General features: G+C 61.1%; 17 protein-coding genes. 3 read left to right on the top strand and 14 right to left on the bottom strand.

Annotated features, from left to right (window positions below; genetic code table 11):
* Positions 1–2 precede the first annotated feature (2 nt).
* From secB to ACG33_RS15425, 3 genes are all read right to left on the bottom strand, one after another.
* Positions 3–509, bottom strand: coding sequence for a protein-export chaperone SecB (gene secB, locus ACG33_RS15435; protein ID WP_066922559.1), 507 nt, complete (start codon positions 507–509; stop codon positions 3–5).
* Positions 510–639: 130 nt separating this feature from the next.
* Positions 640–951, bottom strand: a complete 312-nt coding sequence (gene grxC / locus ACG33_RS15430) for a glutaredoxin 3 (RefSeq protein ID WP_083537083.1) — start codon at positions 949–951, stop codon at positions 640–642.
* Positions 948–1421, bottom strand: coding sequence for a rhodanese-like domain-containing protein (locus ACG33_RS15425; protein WP_066922555.1), 474 nt, complete (start codon positions 1419–1421; stop codon positions 948–950). Before ACG33_RS15425 ends, grxC begins: the two co-directional genes overlap by 4 nt.
* A gap of 160 nt (positions 1422–1581) precedes the next feature.
* On the opposite strand from ACG33_RS15425, the gene ACG33_RS15420 reads away from it, so the two are divergent.
* The 3 genes from ACG33_RS15420 (at position 1582) to ACG33_RS15410 (ending at position 4978) form a co-directional block, all read left to right on the top strand.
* Positions 1582–2766 carry a murein hydrolase activator EnvC family protein gene (locus tag ACG33_RS15420; protein WP_066922553.1) on the top strand — a complete coding sequence of 395 codons (1185 nt, stop codon included), beginning with the start codon at positions 1582–1584 and terminating at the stop codon, positions 2764–2766.
* Between the two features lie 337 nt (positions 2767–3103).
* Entirely contained in the window at positions 3104–4432 is a 1329-nt protein-coding gene (locus tag ACG33_RS15415) for a S41 family peptidase (protein ID WP_168160122.1), read from the top strand.
* Positions 4433–4606: 174 nt separating this feature from the next.
* On the top strand, positions 4607–4978 hold the full coding sequence (locus ACG33_RS15410) for a phage holin family protein (RefSeq protein ID WP_066922549.1): 372 nt from the start codon (positions 4607–4609) through the stop codon (positions 4976–4978).
* Positions 4979–5084: 106 nt separating this feature from the next.
* Here the strand turns inward: ACG33_RS15410 and ACG33_RS15405 are convergent, their stop codons facing one another.
* From ACG33_RS15405 to uvrD, 11 genes are all read right to left on the bottom strand, one after another.
* Positions 5085–7046, bottom strand: a complete 1962-nt coding sequence (locus ACG33_RS15405) for an OPT family oligopeptide transporter (protein ID WP_066923601.1) — start codon at positions 7044–7046, stop codon at positions 5085–5087.
* A gap of 5 nt (positions 7047–7051) precedes the next feature.
* Positions 7052–8614, bottom strand: coding sequence for a peptide MFS transporter (locus tag ACG33_RS15400; protein WP_237392650.1), 1563 nt, complete (start codon positions 8612–8614; stop codon positions 7052–7054).
* A 198-nt stretch (positions 8615–8812) separates the two neighbouring features.
* Positions 8813–9592 carry a twin-arginine translocase subunit TatC gene (tatC, locus tag ACG33_RS15395; protein ID WP_066922545.1) on the bottom strand — a complete coding sequence of 260 codons (780 nt, stop codon included), beginning with the start codon at positions 9590–9592 and terminating at the stop codon, positions 8813–8815.
* Complete coding sequence (gene tatB, locus ACG33_RS15390) at positions 9589–9969, bottom strand: Sec-independent protein translocase protein TatB (RefSeq protein ID WP_066922543.1); 381 nt, start codon at positions 9967–9969, stop codon at positions 9589–9591. The genes tatC and tatB overlap by 4 nt, the downstream gene beginning before the upstream one ends.
* Before the next feature lie 24 nt (positions 9970–9993).
* On the bottom strand, positions 9994–10239 hold the full coding sequence (gene tatA, locus ACG33_RS15385) for a twin-arginine translocase TatA/TatE family subunit (protein WP_066922541.1): 246 nt from the start codon (positions 10237–10239) through the stop codon (positions 9994–9996).
* Positions 10240–10518: 279 nt separating this feature from the next.
* Positions 10519–10971 (bottom strand): D-aminoacyl-tRNA deacylase, encoded by a 453-nt coding sequence (gene dtd, locus ACG33_RS15380; RefSeq protein WP_066922539.1) that lies wholly within the window; start codon positions 10969–10971, stop codon positions 10519–10521.
* Between the two features lie 64 nt (positions 10972–11035).
* On the bottom strand, positions 11036–11590 hold the full coding sequence (locus ACG33_RS15375; protein ID WP_168160121.1) for a tetratricopeptide repeat protein: 555 nt from the start codon (positions 11588–11590) through the stop codon (positions 11036–11038).
* Positions 11591–11709: 119 nt separating this feature from the next.
* Complete coding sequence (mrcB, locus tag ACG33_RS15370) at positions 11710–14043, bottom strand: penicillin-binding protein 1B (protein ID WP_066922535.1); 2334 nt, start codon at positions 14041–14043, stop codon at positions 11710–11712.
* 42 nt (positions 14044–14085) lie between these two features.
* Positions 14086–15537 carry a TrkH family potassium uptake protein gene (locus ACG33_RS15365; RefSeq protein ID WP_066922533.1) on the bottom strand — a complete coding sequence of 484 codons (1452 nt, stop codon included), beginning with the start codon at positions 15535–15537 and terminating at the stop codon, positions 14086–14088.
* Positions 15534–16922, bottom strand: a complete 1389-nt coding sequence (gene trkA / locus ACG33_RS15360; protein ID WP_066923598.1) for a Trk system potassium transporter TrkA — start codon at positions 16920–16922, stop codon at positions 15534–15536. Before trkA ends, ACG33_RS15365 begins: the two co-directional genes overlap by 4 nt.
* 151 nt (positions 16923–17073) lie before the next feature.
* Positions 17074–19260 carry a DNA helicase II gene (uvrD, locus tag ACG33_RS15355; RefSeq protein WP_066922530.1) on the bottom strand — a complete coding sequence of 729 codons (2187 nt, stop codon included), beginning with the start codon at positions 19258–19260 and terminating at the stop codon, positions 17074–17076.
* Between the last annotated feature and the right edge of the window lie 2 nt (positions 19261–19262).

Here is a 19262-nt window from a genome sequence, read left to right as displayed (position 1 = left end):
GATCAGTTCACCGGGGTCGCAGGTGCCTGCGGCTGCTGTTGCTGCTGCTGCGCCCTTTCGGCGGCCTGATTGAACAGTGCCTCGAAATTGACGGGCGGCAGCAGAAATGGCGGAAAGCCACCCTTCGAAAGCAGGTCGGACACCACCTGGCGCGCGTACGGCAGCAGGTAGGTCGGACAAAAGATGCCGAGTAGGCGTTGTGCATCCGCGGCAGGTACGTTACGGATACCGAAAGCCCCGGCCTGCTGCAGTTCGATCAGCCAGGCGGTTTTTTCTGCGGCTTGAGCCTCTACGCGCACCGTCAGCACAACCTCCTTGAGATCGCCTCCCAGATCGGTCACCGAGGTGTTCAGATTCAGGTTGATGGTGGGATTCGCCGCATCCGGGGCGATGCGCGGGCCGCCGGGCGCCTCGTAAGAGACGTCCTTCACATAGACCGCCTGCGGCGCGAACTGCGGTGCGTTGGGATCGACGGCCTGTCCGTTTGCGGCGGGTGCTTCGTCAGCCATGGTTTAAACCCTCGTAATCGAAATTAAAGCGTTTCTAAAATCGGTCGACTTTTCGGATCCGGTGCCGGAACAACCCGCAGGATCCCCGGCGAATCAGCCGTCAGGTATTGTCTGGACGCCTCGACTTGTCTCAAGCGGGCTTCAGGTAGGGTGCCAGCAGGGGATCCAGCTTTCCGGTACGCTCCAGTTTCGCCAGATCATCATACCCCCCGATATGCTGCTCGCCGATGAAGATCTGCGGTACTGTGCGGCGGCCGCTGCGCTGTCGCATCACCTCACGTTGCTCGACGTCCTTGTCCACCCTGATTTCATGGAAGGCAGCGCCCTTGTGCTCCAATAGATCACGTGCTCGCCAGCAGTAGCTGCATGTGCCGGTGGTATACATGACGATGCCTGGGCCACTGCCCGCAGTTTCGAGTGAAGATGCATCGCGGCCGCTCATGACGGTTTTCCTGACTTGCCCGGCTTGCCGGCTTGTTGACGCTCCGCACCTTTGCTGAGCACAGGCAGATTTTCCTGGCGCCAGCCTTGCAATCCGCCGCGCAATGTCACTACCTTGCCGAAGCCCGCTGCCCGCAGGGTACGCGCTGCTCCTGCCGAAGTCAGGCCGCCGTCGCAGTAAACGACGATAGGCTTGTCCTTGTAGCGTTTGAGAGACTCGGCGCGGTCGCCCAGCGATGCGGCCGGTACATGACGCGCGTCGATGATATGCCCGGCATCGAAGTCCTTGGTTTCGCGCACGTCCAGGAACAACGCGCCGCTGTTTGCCAGCCGTACCGCATCGACCGGCCCCACGGCCCGTGAGCCATGGGTACGCTGGCGCATCTCGATCATGAGGCCAAGAACGGCGAGAATTGCCGCTGCAGCGACCAGGAACGGATGGTTGGTGGTGTACTCAAAGAAACGATTCATTGCACTTCGATCCATTCGGGCTGCCCGGAAGCGACCCACGGAACAGGAGGATGTCATTCTGGAAGATCTCGAAGCATCGTCCAGAAGGTCGTGCAGTATAGCAACAGGCATTTCTGCTGGCTTGGCCGTCGTTTCGAGGCGTCTGCTCAGGCCGGCCCGGATGCTGAACCTGACCCGCGGGCAATTGCCTGCATGGCTGTGTGAAACGCGAGTATCGGCCACGCGCCTGGTCGTTCCAGTACTGCTTTGCCTGACCGCCTTTCAAGGCGCCCAGGCGCAGGTCGGCGCCAAGGAGGCCGAGCTGAAGCAGGTCAAGAACCGCATCGAATCCATCCGTAAGGCCATCCATACAGAAGCCGAACGGCGCGATGCCCTCACCGGACAGCTCAAGAAGGCCGATCTCGATATTCAGGCAGCGCGCGAGCGCCTGGCCGCGGTGCGCAGCAACCGCATCGCCGCCGAGCGCCGACTGACCGAACTCGGCATGGAGCAGGCGGACACTCGCGGCAAGATCGCCGGCGAACGTGACGCCCTGGCGGGCGAATTGACGACAGCCTATATCAATGGCCGTCAGGAGCATCTCAAGTTATTGTTAAATCAAGGAAATCCGACACAGCTAGGACGCATGATGGCCTACTATGGTTATTTCAGCCGGGTACGCGCGGAACGTATCACCTCTATCGGCGAACATCTTGCCCACCTTGAATTGCTGGCCGAACGCATCAGTGCCGAGACCCTCCGGTTAAAAACCCTGGAGCAGGAGCAGGAGCGCGATGTACGAGCGCTGGCCGGTGCACGCAGCCAGCGTGCCCGTACGCTGGCGCAGGTGCAATCTACGCTCAAGACACGCAACGACGAGTTGACAAAACTCCAGCGCGATGCGCGCGCACTGGAAAAATTGGTCGAGGAATTGCGCCGGGCGATCGAGGAATTTCCAGAACTGGCCGAGCGGCCGTTCCAGCAGATCAGAGGCAAGCTGCCCTGGCCCGTCAAGGGCTCCGTGCTGGCGCGTTTTGGCCAACTGCGCTCCGGTGGCCCCCTGAAATGGCAGGGGCTGGTGATCGGAGCGGCGCGCGGAACCGAGGTTCGCGCGCCCTATTATGGCCGCGTAGTGTATGCCGATTGGCTGCCGGGATTGGGTTTGCTGATAGTGCTCGACCATGGCGGCGGCTATATGAGTCTGTACGGTCATAACGAACAACTGTATCGCCGCGTCGGTGACCGGGTCGAACCGGGAGACCCGATCGGTGCCGTCGGCGACGCTGCCGTCGGCCAGCCCGGCCTGTACCTGGAGATTCGCAAAGGCAAGCAGGCGCTTAATCCTCAGGACTGGCTGCGCAAATGACTGCTGAAACCCGCGCCTTCTGACGCCGGTTTCAGGCCGCCCAGGCGGTACGACCTCAGCGAGACAACTGCGGCCGGTCCAGGAGAGGCTACCCCCGGTGAACTCCGGCAAGACGGTCTCGGCAGGATCGCATCGCCATGCAGCGTCCAAAGCGGACCGCGGTCCATACCGGCGGCAGGATGCCAGGCTTTTACTGCAGCCTGTACCGCATTGGCCGATATACCCCGTGTACTATTCAGCAGACGCGTTCACGCGTGTTTTTCGGGCATCGATCTTGAATTTTTCGACACCATTATCGCATTTGCGTATGCCGCTCCCTCTTCCATCGCTTCGTTCCGTGCTTCTCCTGGCAGCTACCCTCATCGGCCTCGGCTTGCCGCTGGGACATCCGCCCCAGGCCAAGCGCGAAATCCAACCTGCGCTTTCGTATCAACCATCATCCTCCGGCGGCGGCAGACCGAGCATCCCCTGGCGTGATGCGCGGACGTTCGCCGAAGTATTGGAACATGTGCGGCGCGAATACGTGGAGGTACGTTCGGATCAGGAACTCATGGAAGCAGCGATCCGCGGCATGATGGCGGACCTGGATCCGTACTCGGCGTATCTCGATCCCGAGCAACTCGAGGAACTCCGCATCGGTACTTCGGGCGAATACTCCGGTGTCGGAATCGAAGTAATGCTGGAAAACAACCGTGTCACGGTCGTTGCGCCGATCGAGGACACGCCGGCGGCGCGCGCCGGCCTGAAGGCTGGCGATACGATTCTGGCGGTCGACGGCGTATCGGTGAAAACCGATGATCTGAACGATGCCATCGATCGCATGCGCGGGCGTATCGGTACCCAAGTGAAGATCATGGTGGCTCGCCAGCCGCTGGATGAACCGCTGGAGTTCACGCTTGCTCGCGCCAGCGTTCATGTGCGCAGCGTCTCCAGCGAGTTGCCCGAGCCGGATCTGGGGTACGTGAAAATCTCGCATTTCAGTGAAACCACCGCCCCCGATCTGGAGCAGGTGCTTGCAAAGCTCAAGAAGCGTAATGGCCGCGCGCTGCGCGGCCTGGTACTCGATCTGCGCGACAATCCCGGTGGCGTGCTCGAGGCAGCCGTGTCCGTATCCGACCTGTTCCTGGAATCGGGCCTGATCGTCAGCGCCGACGGCCGCACTGCAGATGCTCGTTTCGAAGCGTTGGCCGGCCCCGGCGACATGCTGGAGGGTGCGCCCGTGGTCGTGCTGGTCAACGGCGGCTCCGCCTCTGCATCCGAGATCGTCGCCGCTGCCCTGAAGGATCACGGCCGCGCCCGTCTTGTCGGAAGCCGAACCTACGGCAAGGGTTCGGTCCAGACGGTCATGCCGCTGTCCGATGGACGTGCGATCAAGCTGACGACCTCCCGGTATTACACACCTTCCGGCGCGTCGATCCACGAGCGCGGTATCATGCCCGATGTGCTGGTCGGCACGGGCATCGAAGGTGCCGAAAGCGTCGAAGGTACCGAAAGTGCTGAAGATGCCAAGGTTGCCGGTGTTGACGAAAGCGTTACGGCTGGCACCGATGAGATCGCGATCCGCAATGCAGCCGGCCGGTCCATCCTTGAACAGGGCGATCGTGAATTGCAGGTCGCGCTGTCCATGCTCCGGGAATCGCGAGGACGCCAGAGCCGGGCGTTTTAGCGGGCACGGGTGCAGCCCGATTCGTGAGCCTGAGTCCCGGATTTCCTGAATCCGAGATTTCGTGGGTCAGCGGTCGTCGGCTCAGGACAGATCAAAGTCCCGCCCATGGTCGACCCGCGTTAAGATACGCACCAGGCTCGCGATCCGAATTCCAGACACAACGAGGACAGGCGCATGACCGGATTCTTTCTACGTGTCGCAATCGTGGCGCTGGGTCTGTGGCTGGCCGCGAAGATCTTCGTCGGCCTGAATTTCGATGGTCCCGGTACCTTGCTGGCCGCCGCGCTGCTGCTGGGCATCGTCAATGCGGTGATCCGGCCGGTTGCCGTGATCCTGACCTTGCCGCTGACTCTGGTGACACTGGGTCTGTTCCTGATCGTCATCAACGCCGGTATGCTCGCCCTGGTGGCGTGGATGCTGAGCGGTTTTCAGATCAGCAGCTTCTGGACCGCGGTCGGCGGTTCGCTGATCGTCAGTCTGACTTCCTGGCTTGCTTCCGGACTGATCGGCAACAGTGGCAGAGTCGAGATCATCAGCTGGCGCTAGTCGTTAAAACAGCGATTCGGACATCCCTGTGGGGAATGCAGGTGTTGCAGGAGCATTCACCTGCGACCGACAGGGATGTCGGAAGTGCAGGTGTTGCAAGGAGCATTCACCTGCCCTCACACAGCGCTTCGTATGCTCCGGAACGCGCGACGCGATACAGCAGATAGCCGATCGCCGCAAAAATCGCCAGGCCCGGCACCTCGCCGAACTGTAGGCCGGCCGGTAGTGCCAGGATGTCCGATCTGCCGGCGGTGACGATCGGCACTGCGATCAGGATGCCCATGAGCGCTTCGCCGGTGATCAGGCCTGCCGAGAACAGCACACCCTTACGATGCACTTTTTCAGCAGCGTCTGGATCTCGATGTGTACCCGTAGTGCGTTCCACCCAATGCGCGAACAGACCACCCAGGAAAATCGGCACTGTGAGATCCAGCGGCAGATAGATGCCGACGGCTGCAGCCAGTACCGGCACTCGGAAACTCGAGCCGCGTTTTTTTTGCAGCTCGTCGATGGCAATGATCACGACACCGATGCCTACGCCGATCCAGATCATGTTCCAAGGGAGTTCGCCACCGAACAAGCCCTTTGCCACCGAGGCCATCAGGGTTGCTTGTGGTGCCAGCAGCGGATTGGGATGCGATGCAGTAGGTACTCCGATGCCGTAGGCCTTGGCAAGCAGATTGAGCACGGGTGCCATGACCAGTGCGCAGGAAATGGCGCCGATCGCCAGCATAAGCTGTTGTCGCCAGGGCGTCGCTCCAACGAGGTAGCCGCACTTGAGATCCTGCAGATTGTCACCGGCGATCGCCGCCGCGCAGCACACGACGGCACCGATCATGATCGCCGCAACCGGCCCCAAAGCGGCGTCGCGTCCCATCAGGAATGTCAACACCAGCGAAGCAAACAAGATCGTGCCGATCGTGATTCCCGAAACGGGATTATTCGAAGAACCCACCAGCCCGGCCATGTAGGCGGAGACGGAGCTGAACAGGAAGCCCGTGACGATCATGATGAGGGTCATCGGCAGCGAGACTGTAAAATCGGCAACGATCGCTTGGTATAGAAGGGCCAGCGGCAAGGTGAAGATCAGCAGTCCGATCAGCACGGCCTTCATCGGCAGATCCTGTTCGGTGTGTGCAATCGCCTTCATGGCACCCGCGCGGGTCGCTGCCAGACCGCTGCGTACCCCGGAAAGCAGTGATTTGCGCAGTGCTATCAGGGTCCAGATGCCGCCGATCAGCATTGCCCCGACACCGAGATAGCGGATCTGCGCGCTCCAGATCATGCCGGCCGCGCCTTCAGCGTCGCTACCGGCGATGCGTGCGGCCAGAAGCGGATCGGTGTCCAGGAAAAAGGCACTATAGACGGGAATCGCGACATTCCAGGACAGGATGCCGCCGGCGACGACCACGATGCCGATATTGAGGCCGACGATATAGCCCACGCCGAGCAGTGCCGGCGACAGATTCGTACCAAGATAGCCGATCGCCTTGCCGATGAAACCGGCATGTGCGGCGGTATCCGGCACCAATCGCAATCCGCTTGCGGCGATCAGCTTTGCCAGGGCACCTATGCTCGCTGCGCCTGCCAGCACACGGATGCCTTGCTCCGGGTGTTCGCCGGCCTTGAGCACTTCTGCTGCCGCTTTGCCTTCCGGGAAGGCAAGTTGTTGATCGACGATCAGCGAACGGCGCAGCGGTACCGAAAACAATACACCCAGTACGCCGCCGAGGCCGGCAATCGCCAGTACCCAGGAATATTTGAAGTCGTCCCAGTAACCCAGGATCACCAATGCCGGCACCGTGAAGATCACACCGGCGGCGATCGATGAACCTGCCGATGCGCCCGTCTGCACGATGTTGTTCTCCAGGATATGGCCGCCGCCCAGCACACGCAGCACGGCCATCGATACCACTGCGGCCGGTATGGCTGTTGCGATCGTCAATCCCGCGAATAGACCGAGATAGGTATTCGCAGCAGCCAGGATCATCGCCAGGATGATCGATAGAACGATCGCGCGGCGGGTGAGTTGAGGTAGGGGTGCAGCGTTTACGGAATGATTCTGCACCTGCCTCACTTTATACCGCCCATGAGTTTCTTCACCGGCCTGCTCAACAACAGCAGCAGTACGCCGGCGCCGACGATGAAATACACGAAGTTCATGAACTGCGCAGGCATGGCCGCCAGGTTGTCGGTCTCGAACATGCCGCTGAGCAACCCGGCGGAAAGATTCCCTACCGAGGTGGCCAGGAACCACACACCCATCATTTGCGAGACGAAGCGGCTGGGCGCCAGCTTGGTCACATAGCTCAAGCCCACCGGACTCAAGCATAGCTCACCGTAGGTATGCAGCAGATAGGTCAGCACCAGCAGGTAGGGCATGGCCTGTTCGCCGCGGGCGACGATGCTGGCTGCCGCCACCATGAACAGGAAGCCCAGGCCGAGCAGGACCAGTCCCAGGCCGAATTTTGCCGGTGCCGACGGATCCAGGTTGCGCTTTGCCAACGCTACCCAAAGCATCGAGAACGGCGTGGCGAAGATGAGGATGAAGACCGCATTCAAGGATTGGAACCAGGCAGTCGGGATCACGAAATCGAATGCATCGATGGTGCGATCCACATAGCGTTCCGCGAACAGGTTGAGTGATGCGCCGGTTTGCTCGAAACCCGCCCAGAACAAGGCGCAGCCGACAAACAGAAACAGGATGACCAGCATCCGCTTCCGTTCCACACCGTTCAGACCCGCGAACAGGAACATATAGGCGAAGTAGCCGATCGCGATGACTGCCAGCAATACACCGGCCGTCTGCGCCAAGGTCAGCGGATCGATCCTCACCACGCCGGTGAGTACCAGCAGATACACCAGTACCAGTCCGGCGGCCAATGCGCCCACGGTCAGCCAGCCGCGTCGCGTCGCGACGGCGGTGTGGGTGCCGTGCGCGTCGCTGATGCGCAGGCCGGCCTCGCCCAGATGATGCTGGAAAGCCCGGTACTGGATGAGCCCTGCGATCATCAGAATCGATCCGGCGGCGAATGCCGGACGCCAGCCATAGTGCTGGGCGAGCAGGCCGGTGATGATCGGGCCCAGGAAGGCGCCGAGATTGATGCCCATGTAGAAGATCGTGAAGCCCGCATCGCGCCGCCCGCCGCCTTCCGGATACAGGTCGGCGACCATGGTGCTGACATTCGGCTTCAGCAGGCCCACACCGCATACGATGACCATCAGGCCGCCATAGAAGGTCGGCGTGCTCGAGCCGATGGCCAGCAATGCGTTGCCGATCGCGATCAGGATGCCGCCATGCCAGACCGCGCGGCGCGCGCCGATCAACCGGTCGGCAATCCATCCGCCGGGCAGGCACAGGATGTAGGAAGCCGAGATATACAGCCCGTAGATCGCCGTGGCGATCTTGTCCTCCAGGCCGAAGCCGCCTCGGGCGGTATCGGCAAGGAACAGCACCAGCAGGGCTCGCATCCCGTAGTAGGTGAAGCGTTCCCACATCTCCGTGAAAAACAGCGTGGCCAATCCGCGGGGGTGTCCCAGGAATTGCGGGCCCGATGCGGCGTACCCTGATGCGGCATGCATGGCTGCTTCGCCGTCGACGTCCTGATTCGTGCCCGGGTTAGTACTATGAGTCATGCGTATCGACGCTCCATGCTGCATTCCTGTCCAGGCGGACGGCGCGAGTGGCCTGCCGTTCTTCGAATGGATGGCAGGCGTGTTACGAGGACTCGAGTCTGTCTGAAACGCCTGGCATGGGGCAAGCAGCAGATATTGCTTTTTCGGTGCACATGAACCGTATAACGCCCTGCTCCCTGGCCGTCCTAGCTGGCAGAATCAGCTGCTGCCGGCGTCCTGTCGTTCGCTGCGCTGCCGGGCTAGTTTGTCTTTCAGCAGTAGCCGCGACATGACGATGCCGACTTCATATAGCAGATACATCGGGACGGCCATAAAGCTTTGTGAAATGGCATCCGGCGGCGTCAAAAATGCAGCCACGATGAAAATACCCAGGATGACATAGCCACGATGCTTGGCCATGGCTTCCACGCGCACCAGTCCAGTGGCGGCCAGCAGGACAGTTGCGATCGGGATCTCGAATGCGATCCCGAAAGCGAAAAATAGCAACAGTACAAAATCGAGATAGTTCGTCATGTCGGTCATGACCTGCACGCCGATCGGCACGGTAGTGGTCAGGAACGCGAACATCAACGGGAACACGATGAAATAAGCGAATGCGGCGCCGGCATAGAACAGCACGATACTGGACAGCAGGAGTGGTGCCGCGAAGCGCTTCTCATGGCGGTATAGACCGGGAGCCACGAATGCCCAGGCCTGGTAGAGCACGACCGGCATCGCCAGGAATATTGCCAGGAACAAAGCCAATTTAAGCGGCGCCATGAACGGTGCGACCACGTTGGTCGCAATCATGGAAGTGCCCTGCGGCATTTTCTCCAGTAGAGGCAGTGCGATCATGGTGAACAGCTGGTTGGAAAATATCGCACAGGGTACGAACGCTACGGCGATGGCGGCCACTGCTCGTATCAACCGCTGCCGCAGCTCTATGAGGTGCGAGATCAGCGTTCCTTCCGCGAGTTGCTCCTGGTCTTCATCACTCATGGTGCCGGTTTCGTCGAGGATGCTGCAGAATGCCCGGAGAGCGTAGCGGTCGATTCGGCCCCAGATTCAACCTGGGATTCGTTCGGCTTCACCGTAGCGTCACCCCTCTCCGGATCGGCCTGCGTCTTCGGCGTGGCGGCGCCTTGTCCCGGCTGCGCGTCGGAGTCCGGTCCGATCCCTGTATCGCCTCCGGTCTTCGACAACTCATCCAAGCTGATTTCCCGTTCCAGCTGTGCGCGCAGCTGATTGGCCATGGCGCGCGCGCGACCGGTCCATGTGCCGATTTTCCTGGCCAATCCAGGCAACTTTTCGGGACCCAGTACCAGCAGGGCCAGACCGAGTATCAGCAGGATCTCGGTAAATCCGACTTCGAACATCGTCAGCCAGCCAGATCAGATGCTTCAGGCATTCGACTTGCCGCCGGTCTTTTCCGAAGACGGCGTCGAATCGAAATCTGCATCCTTGGCCGTGTCCCTCGATGGCGAGTTCAGCTGCTTGTTCTCCAGATCCTCACCCTCTTCCATGGCTTTCTTGAATCCTTTGATGGCTCCGCCCAGGTCGGAACCGATGGTCTTCAATCGCTTGGCGCCGAAGACCAGCAGTGCGATCGCCAGAATGATCAGGAGTTCTTTGAAACCGATGCCCATGCAATTCTCCTGTGATAGTGAGCAAATCATACGCCAAAAACGACGCCGTGATTTCAGCCGTGTTGGCTCGGGGCGTTGGTCGCAGAATCAGCGGCGATACGACAGATCCGGATATCCTGCGTCGGTCGCCGTCAATTTGATGAAAGGCTGGGAATTTGCGCCTTTCTGCCGGAAATCTCCTGTGCCTTCGCCCTGCAGCTCGATTCGCGGCCTCGAGCCGCGAACCCGGTACCGCGTCCCGGCCCCGCGGCGTCGACGCCGTAATCGAGGTTCGAAAGCTCAATTCACGTCCGGTGCGACCTGCAGCCAGAATGTCACCGGGCCGTCGTTGATGAGTGCGACCCGCATGTGTGCCCCGAATTCCCCTGTTTGGACCTGTGGATGCCGCGATCGTGCGTGTTCCACGAGATAGGCGAATAATTTTTCGCCGTCCCGGGGTTCGGCCGCCGGGGTGAAGCCGGGCCGGGTGCCTTTGCGGGTGTCGGCGGCCAGGGTAAACTGCGGGACCAGCAGCAACTCCCCGTGGATGTCCGTCAGGCTACGGTTCATACGGCCCTCGGCGTCGGGAAAGACCCGGTAGGTCAGCAGCCGTTCCAGTAGACGGTCCGCCTGCGCCTGGCGATCGCCTCGCTCAATACCGATCAGTACCAGCAGCCCGGTACCGATCGCGCCGGCGATTCGGCCGTCGATCTCGACGCTTGCTTCACTGACGCGTTGCAGCAAGCCGATCATAAAAGATGCCGTTCGACACTCAAGGGATGCTCTTTGCTCCGAGTATTGCTCGTACGGTCACGGTTCATCGCCTCAAACCGTCGGCGCGCAACAAGGCTTCTTGCGCCTCTGTATTCAGACCCCGGGCGCGGTAGGACTCGGCGATCAGCCGCCAGGCATCGGCCTGGGCACGCGGCGCGGTGGCAGCCATGGACACGGCCTTGCGGCCCATGTTTTCCGCTTGCACATGATTTCCCTCGGCTTGGCGCAGCTTCCCCAGTTCGATCCAGAGCAGCGGATTGTCCGGTTCGATGCGCAGAGCCCGCTCGATGGACGCCGCGGCGACAGCGTAATTGCCACTGTCGAGTTGCGCCTGTGCCTGGCTGACCAACGCGCGTGATGCGGCGCCCAGCATCGGCTCGCGCAGCACTGGTTCAGGCAGCGGCTCGGGCTCATCGATGGCGCCTGGTGAGATTGCCGGCTGGGTTTGCACCGGGGATTCCGGTGGCACGGGCAACGGGGCGACCGGTGGCTCATAAGGGGTCGGGATACTACAGGCACCCAGCGTCAGACCGATCAGCAACAAGGCCGGCAGGCGCCCTGGGAGCTGCCGGCGCATCTTGGGGAATGATGGCGGCATACGCGAACCCGATGCGATTCGCAGTGCACATCCCGGTAGTCGCACCGCCGGTATCGATGCGAGTGCCAGGCTTGGCCAATGGCCGCGAGCGCAGGAACGAGTGGTCACGAATACAACCCTCATGGCCGCCGAATGATACCCTGCCACCACCGGTGTGCCTGCTTCTGCAGCGGCGGCGCGTTAGCCGGTTCCTGGGATGGATCGGCCTCGCAACCCGCACGTGCCGGGATCCGAGTGTCGCGCGGCACGGCGATCAGGATCACATCATCGCCACACCCCGGACGGGCGGCCAGTCCGGTCGCAAACTCGATCCAGGTTTCCTCCAGTCCCTCGGGCAGCGCCGCGCTCCAGGAAGCGGTGTCGATCGAGCCCATCAGGCGCGACCAGACCGCCAGGGAGCCGGAGGCGCCGGTCAAGCCGGTCGGCGCATTATCGTCATAGCCGATCCATACCACGGCCAAATGGTTGCCGGAGAAACCCGCGAACCAGCTATCGCGATAATCCGAGGACGTGCCGGTCTTGCCTGCGACGACGACGTCGGCGGGAAGGCGGCTGCGCGCCGCTCGCCCGCTGCCGTGCTCCATCACCTGCACCAGCATGCGATTGACCTCGTACACGGCTTTCGGGTCTGCTACCGGAGTGATTTCGAGTGCAAACGATTTCAACGGCTTGCCCTGCTCATCGACCACTGCCCGCACGGCCCTCAGAGGTGTGCTGAAGCCGCCGTTGGCGAACCCGTTATAAAGCTGCGCCACTTCCAGCGGTGAAACATCGACCGCACCCAATAGCACTGCCGGCAGCTGCGGCGGCTCCTGCCCCAGGCCCAGGGCGACGAACTTACGTGTTACCTTGGGCAGCCCGACTTCCAGACCTAGATGTACCGTGGCGAGATTCAGGGACTGCGCCAATGCGCGCACCAGTGGTACCGGACCGTAGTACTGCTTCGAGATGTTCTGCGGTTGCCAGAGTTTGCCATTGGGCAACTTCACCTCGACCGGCCCGTCCTCGACGAGGGTTGCGGCGTTGTACAACCCGGTCTCGATTGCCGCGAGATAAATGACGGGTTTGACCAGCGAACCGATAGACCGGTGTGCATCCAGCGCCCGGTTGAATCCGTCGAAACCCGCCTGGCGTCCACCGACCATGGCGATCACTTCGCCATTTTGCGGTGCGGTGACGATGACGACGCCTTCCAGTTTGTGCGCAGCGGGCTGTCTGCGCGTCCTGTCGAGCCGGTCGAGTTCCTGAGCCAGTGATTTCTCAGCTTCATTCTGGATGCGCGGATCGAGTGTCGAGAAGATCTTCAGTCCGGCCTCGGTCAAGTCTTCTTCCCGGTAGTCACGGCGCAAGGTGCGCCTCACCAGATCCAGGAACGCCGGGTAATAGCCGCCGGCACGGTTGTCGGCACCAAGGATACCCAGAGGTTGTTTCGCCGCCTGTTGCGCCTCGGTGTTGTCGATCACCCCGTGCCGGGCCATGAGTTCGAGCACTAGATCGCGGCGTTCGCGCGCACGTTGCGGATGCCGGCGCGGATCGTAGTAGGACGGGCCGCGCACGATGGCTACCAGCAGAGCCACTTCATGCAACTGCAGTTCCGCCAGCGGCTTGCCGAAATAGAACTGACTGGCGAGCCCGAAGCCGTGGATGGCCCGTCGACCGTCTTGTCCCAGGTAGATTTCGTTGATGTAGGCATTCATCAAATCCTGCTTCTCGAAGTGCACCTCGAGCAGCATGGCCATGACGGCTTCCTCGATCTTGCGGCTGAAGGTGCGCCGGTTGTCCAGGAAGTAGCTTTTGACCAGTTGCTGGGTGAGCGTCGAGCCGCCCTGTGCGATATGTCCCGCACGCAGATTGACCCAGGCAGCGCGCGCGATGGCACTGAAATCGACGCCGAGATGCGAGTCGAATTGCCGGTCCTCCACGACCTTCAGGGCAGTCGGCAGCAGCGGCGACACCTCCTGTGGAGTCACGACGACCCGATCCTCGCCGTGAACCGGAAAAATACTGCCGATCAACAGCGGATCCAGGCGAAAGATCGGTATCTCCTCGCCGCTGGCATCGCGCATCCCGAAGATCGCGTTGCCGTGCGTTACGATCGTCAGGCGCTGGGATTCCTGCAAGCCGTCCCAGAATGGGAAGCGGCGGGATACCAGTTCGATGCGGTTGCCGTCGCGGCTGTAGGCGCCCGGACTGCTCGCGCGACGGGCGCGATGATAGCCCAGCCGTATCAGTTCCTGTTCCAATGCATCGGCGCTGAGAACCTGTCCGACATACAGGTCGGTCGGTTCCGCATAGACCTGTGCGGGCAGGGTCCAGCGCCGTCCTTCGAATTGAGCGGTGATCTTGCGATCCAGATACAGCGTCCAGGCCAGTAGCGCGATGATCAGCAGACCGATCAATAGCGCCACGGCGGCAAGAATCTGTTTGCGGTATTTCTTCAGTGCGAAAGCCATGCCTTGGGATACTTCAAGTCGAAATGCGTCGAGCGGCGATAATCAGCGCCGCCAGAAAGTGGATGAGATCAATACCAACAGCGGAAAAACTTCCAGACGGCCCAGCAGCATTGCCACGACACAGATCCACTTGCCGGGGCTGGTGATGGTCGTGAAGTTGGCCGCCACCTCCCCGAGGCCCGTGCCGGTGTTGTTCATGCAGGCAGCAATCGCCGAGAACGCGGTCACCTGGTCCTCGCCGCTGGCGATCAGCAGGACCATCAATAATCCGAAGGAGGCCACGTACACGGCAAAGAAGCCCCACACGGCGTCGATGACGCGTGGATCGATCGGTTTGCGCCCCAGTTTTACCGGGACTTCGGCGTTCGGATGCACCAGCTGCACGACTTCGCGCTGCCCCTGTTTCCACAGCAGCAGCCAGCGCACCACCTTCATGCCGCCGGAGGTCGAGCCGGCGCAGCCGCCGACGAAGGTCGAGAGCATCAGGATGACCGGTAGGGCACTCGGCCAGTGCGACATGTCGTCTGTAAAGAAACCGGAACTGGTTTGCATCGACACCGCGTGGAAGACAGCCAGGCGCAAGGCTTGCAGCGGCTCATCGAAGGACCGATCCAGCCATAGAACGATCGTGTACAGCGCCACTCCCAGGCCGAGCAAGGTTACATAGGCGCGAAACTCGGGATCGCGGGCATAGTTGACGATGCTGCGGTAGCGAAAGGCCAGGAAATGCAATGAAAAGTTGATACCCCCGATGAACATGAACGCCACGGCGATCATTTCGATCGCCGTACTGTCGAAATAGCCGAGATTGGCATCGTGCGTGGAATTACCGCCGGTGGCGACAGTCGAAAAACTGTGCGCCAGCGCATCGAATGGCGTCATGCCAGCCAGCCAGTAGGCCAGCGCGCAGGCTGCGGTGATGAAAACATATACGATCCACAGAACCTTTGCGGTCTCCGTGATGCGCGGTGTCAACTTCGAATCCTTGACCGGTCCGGGAGTTTCCGCCCGCAGCAGCTGCATGCCGCCGACGCCCAACATAGGCAACAGAGCCACTGCCAGTACCACCATGCCGATGCCGCCCAGCCATTCGATCTGGACGCGGTAATAGAGCAGCGAGCGAGGCATGGTATCCAGGCCGACCAGTACGGTTGCGCCGGTCGTGGTGAAGCCCGATACCGATTCGAATACGGCGTCGGTGATCGACATTTCCACTTCGGTCGACAACATCAGGGGTGCCGCGCCGGCCACGCCCAGTACAGCCCAGAATAGTGCGACGATCAGAAATCCATCACGCACGCGCAGTTCGCGCACCTTGTGACGTACCGGCCACCAGGTGAGACCTCCCAACATCATCAACGCGACGAAGGCATCGACGAACGGCGCCAGGTTACCGTCTTGGAAATATAGTGAAACGATGACCGGCGGCAGCATGGTCAGGCTGAACATCACCAGCAACAGCCCGAGAATACGCTGCACGACCGCGTAGTTCATCGATGTCTTCTTCGGGGTACGTCGAACAGACGCTCGACGGCTTCGATGTGCCTGCGGTCGGTCAGGAACAGGATGACGTGGTCGTCGTGCAGGATCGTTGTATCGTGGTGGGCGATCAGTACTTCATCGCCGCGTACTACGGCGCTGATCGATGCGCCTTCCGGCAGAGGGATATCTTCGATACGCCGGCCGATCACCCGGCTGTCGTTCTGCATGCCGTGAGCGATGACTTCGATGGCCTCGGCGGCGCCGCGCCGCAGCGAGTGCACACGTACTACGTCGGCACGGCGCACATGCGCCAGCAGCGAGCCGATCGTAATCTGCTGCGGTGACAGGGCGACGTCGATCGTACCGCTTTCCATGAGCTCCGCATAGGCAGGTCGGTTGATCAGCGCCATCACCTTGCGGCAACCGAGCCGTTTGGCCAGCAGGGAGGACAGGATATTGGCCTCCTCGGCATTCGTCACCGCAACGAATACATCTGCAGTATCGATGTTTTCCTCCAGCAGCAGTTCCTCGTCCGCCGCGTCGCCATTGAGCACGATCGTGTTGCCGAGATGTTCGGAAATCCGCCGTGCCTGGCGGGAGTTACGTTCGATCAGCTTGACCTGGTGTTCCATTTCCAGCCGCTGAGCCAGCCGGAAGCCGATATTGCCGCCACCGGCGATAACTATCCTCCTCACCGGATGTTCGCGTTTCTGCAGTTCATTCATGACTGCACGGATGTCACGGCGTGCAGCAATGAAAAAAATTTCGTCATCGTGTTCGATCGTCGTGTCAGCGGTCGGTTTGATACTGTGATCCCCGCGATAGATGGCGGCGACACGAGCATTGCGTCCTTTGATATGCATGGGCAACTGCTTGAGCTGCTGACCGACTAGCGCTCCGCCGCTGCGTGCGCGAATGCCGACCAGGCGTACGCGGCCATCGGCAAAATCCAGCACCTGCAGCGCCCCAGGGTACTTGATCAAGCGTACGACATGCTCCGTGACCAGCTGTTCCGGATTGATGGTGACGTCTACGGCGAAAGCCGGGGCTTCACCGCCGAACAAGCTGGAATGGCTGGAAAAATCGGAAGAGCGGATGCGCGCAATATGCGTGGCATTCTTGTTGTACAAGCTCCAGGCGACCTGGCAGGCGACCATATTCACCTCGTCGCTATTGGTCAACGCGACCAGAATATCGGTATTGCGCGCTCCTGCTGCTTCCAGGATCCGGGGCTGGGTACCGTTACCGGCCACAGTGCGGATATCGATGCGATCCTGCAGATCGCGCAACAGTTCGTCGTTGATGTCGACGACCGTAACTTCATTTGCCTCTTCACGGGCCAGGTGATAGGCCGCCGTACGGCCCACCTGACCGGCGCCGAGGATGAGGATTTTCATGAGTGCTGCTTCGTGGCTGTGATCAGTCGCCGATTCGGCTTTCGGTTTCTCCATTTGGAGGTAGATAGTCCCGCCCAGGGTCCTCGTCTGTAGTGAATCCCGAAGGCACAGCAGACGAGGATCCTGGGCGGGAGGACCATTTGCCGATCGCTCATACCGGTTCCAGGTTCGCATAGGTCAGCATCAACCATTTCGCCGAACCATGCTGCTCGAAGTTGACCTGCACACGCGCATGGTTGCCCTGGCCCTCGATGTCCACCACGACTCCCTCGCCGAATTTTCCGTGTCTGACTCGCTGGCCCAATTGGATACCCATGGCCGAGGTATCTTCGCGCAATGCTGCAGGGGCCTTGCCGCGCGGCATGTAGACCGGGCGGGAGATCTGGATGCGCGGACGAACTTCCTCGATGAATTCAGGCGGAATCTCCCGGATGAAGCGCGAGGGTGCGGCATAGTTGTCCTGGCCATGCAGACGGCGCTGTTCCGCATAGGTCAGATACAGTTGGCGCATGGCACGTGTCGTGCCGACGTAACACAGGCGGCGTTCTTCCTCCAGTCCTTCCGCGTCGCTGAGCGATCGCAGGTGAGGAAACAGGCCGTCTTCCAGGCCGGTCAGGAAGACCAGCGGAAATTCCAGGCCTTTTGCGGAGTGCAGGCTCATCATCTGTACGCTGTCTTCCCAGGCGTCGGCCTGCTGTTCGCCGGACTCCAGCACGGCATGCGCCAGGAAGCTGGCCAATGGGGGCATCGCGTCCTCTGTGTCCGGCTCGTAGTTGCGCGCCGCGGTGACCAGTTCGTTCAGGTTTTCCACGCGGGCCTCGCCCCGATCGCCCCTCTCCTGGCGATAGTGCGCAAGCAGGCCGCTGGCATGAATGACATGATCGACCTGCTCGAACAGCGGCAATGCCCTGATCTGCTGATCGAGCAGGTCGATCAATGCCAGGAAGGCGTGTAGGCAGGAGCCCGCCCGTGCGCCGAGTTCCGCAATACATGCGCCGGCGGCTTCCCACATCGAGCAGGTATTGGCGCGCGCATAATCGCGGACGGTATCGAGCGTCTTCAAACCGATGCCGCGGGTCGGCAGGTTTACGATACGCTCGAAGGAAGCATCGTCGGCGCGATGGAAGATCAGACGCAGATATGCCAGCGCATCCTTGATCTCGGCGCGTTCGAAGAATCTCAGTCCTCCATATACCCGATATGGAATACGGGCGGACAGCAGTGCTTCTTCGAAGGTGCGGGACTGAGCGTTCGATCGATAAAGAATGGCGCACTCGTCGCGCCGGCCGCCTTTGTCGATCCAATCGCGCAGCTGATTGATCACGAAATCGGCTTCATCGCGTTCGTTGAAGGCGGTGTACAACCTGACGGGTTCTCCCTGTTCGCCGCTGGTCCAGAGATTCTTGCCCAGCCGCCCGCTATTGTTGGCGATCAAGGCGTTCGCCGCCGATAGAATATTGCCGGTGGAGCGGTAATTCTGTTCCAAGCGAAACAACTGTACGCCTGGATAGTCACGCTGGAACTGGTGCAGATTCTCGACGCGCGCGCCGCGCCAGCGATAGATCGACTGGTCATCGTCGCCCACCGCGAACGGTAGCCCACCCGGCGAAGTTTCCGGATCCGGGCTGGTGAGCAGCTTCAACCAGGCATACTGGATCGTATTGGTGTCCTGAAACTCGTCGATCAGCACATGGCGAAAACGCCGGCGATAGTGCGCCCGCATATCCGGATTGTTGCGCAGCAGCTCGTAGACGCGCAGCAACAGTTCGGCGAAGTCGACGATGCCGCTGCGATCGCACTGTTCCTGATAGGCTGCATATAGGCGAATGAACTCGCGCCGTGTGGGGTCGCCCTCGTCCTTGAGCTGACCGGCTCGCTGGCCCTCGTCTTTGCGCGCATTGATGAACCACATCACTTCCTTGGGTGCCCAGCGCGCCTCGTCCATATTGCGTGCCTTCAACAGCTTGCGGATGGCGCGTAGTTGGTCGTCGGCGTCCATGATCTGGAAGGCCTGCGGCAGATTTGTTTCGCGCCAGTGCAGTCGCAGGAGCCGATGCGCAATACCGTGAAATGTGCCGATCCACAAGGGAGCGCTTGGAACGTGGAGCATGGATTCGATACGGCTACGCATTTCCCCGGCGGCCTTGTTCGTGAACGTCACGGCCAGGATGCTGTGCGCCGAGACCTGTTCGACCTGCACCAGCCAGGCAACCCGATGGGTCAGTACGCGTGTTTTGCCGCTGCCGGCACCTGCCAGCACGAGCGTGGGGGCCAGGGGCGCCGCGACCGCTGCGCGCTGCGCGTCGTTCAGGCCGGAAAGAAGCGGGGAGATATCCATGA

Source organism: Steroidobacter denitrificans (genome assembly GCF_001579945.1).
In the GTDB taxonomy this organism is placed as follows: domain Bacteria; phylum Pseudomonadota; class Gammaproteobacteria; order Steroidobacterales; family Steroidobacteraceae; genus Steroidobacter; species Steroidobacter denitrificans.
Note: the sequence above shows the minus strand (reverse complement) of the source record. Positions and strands in the feature narration are given on the sequence as shown.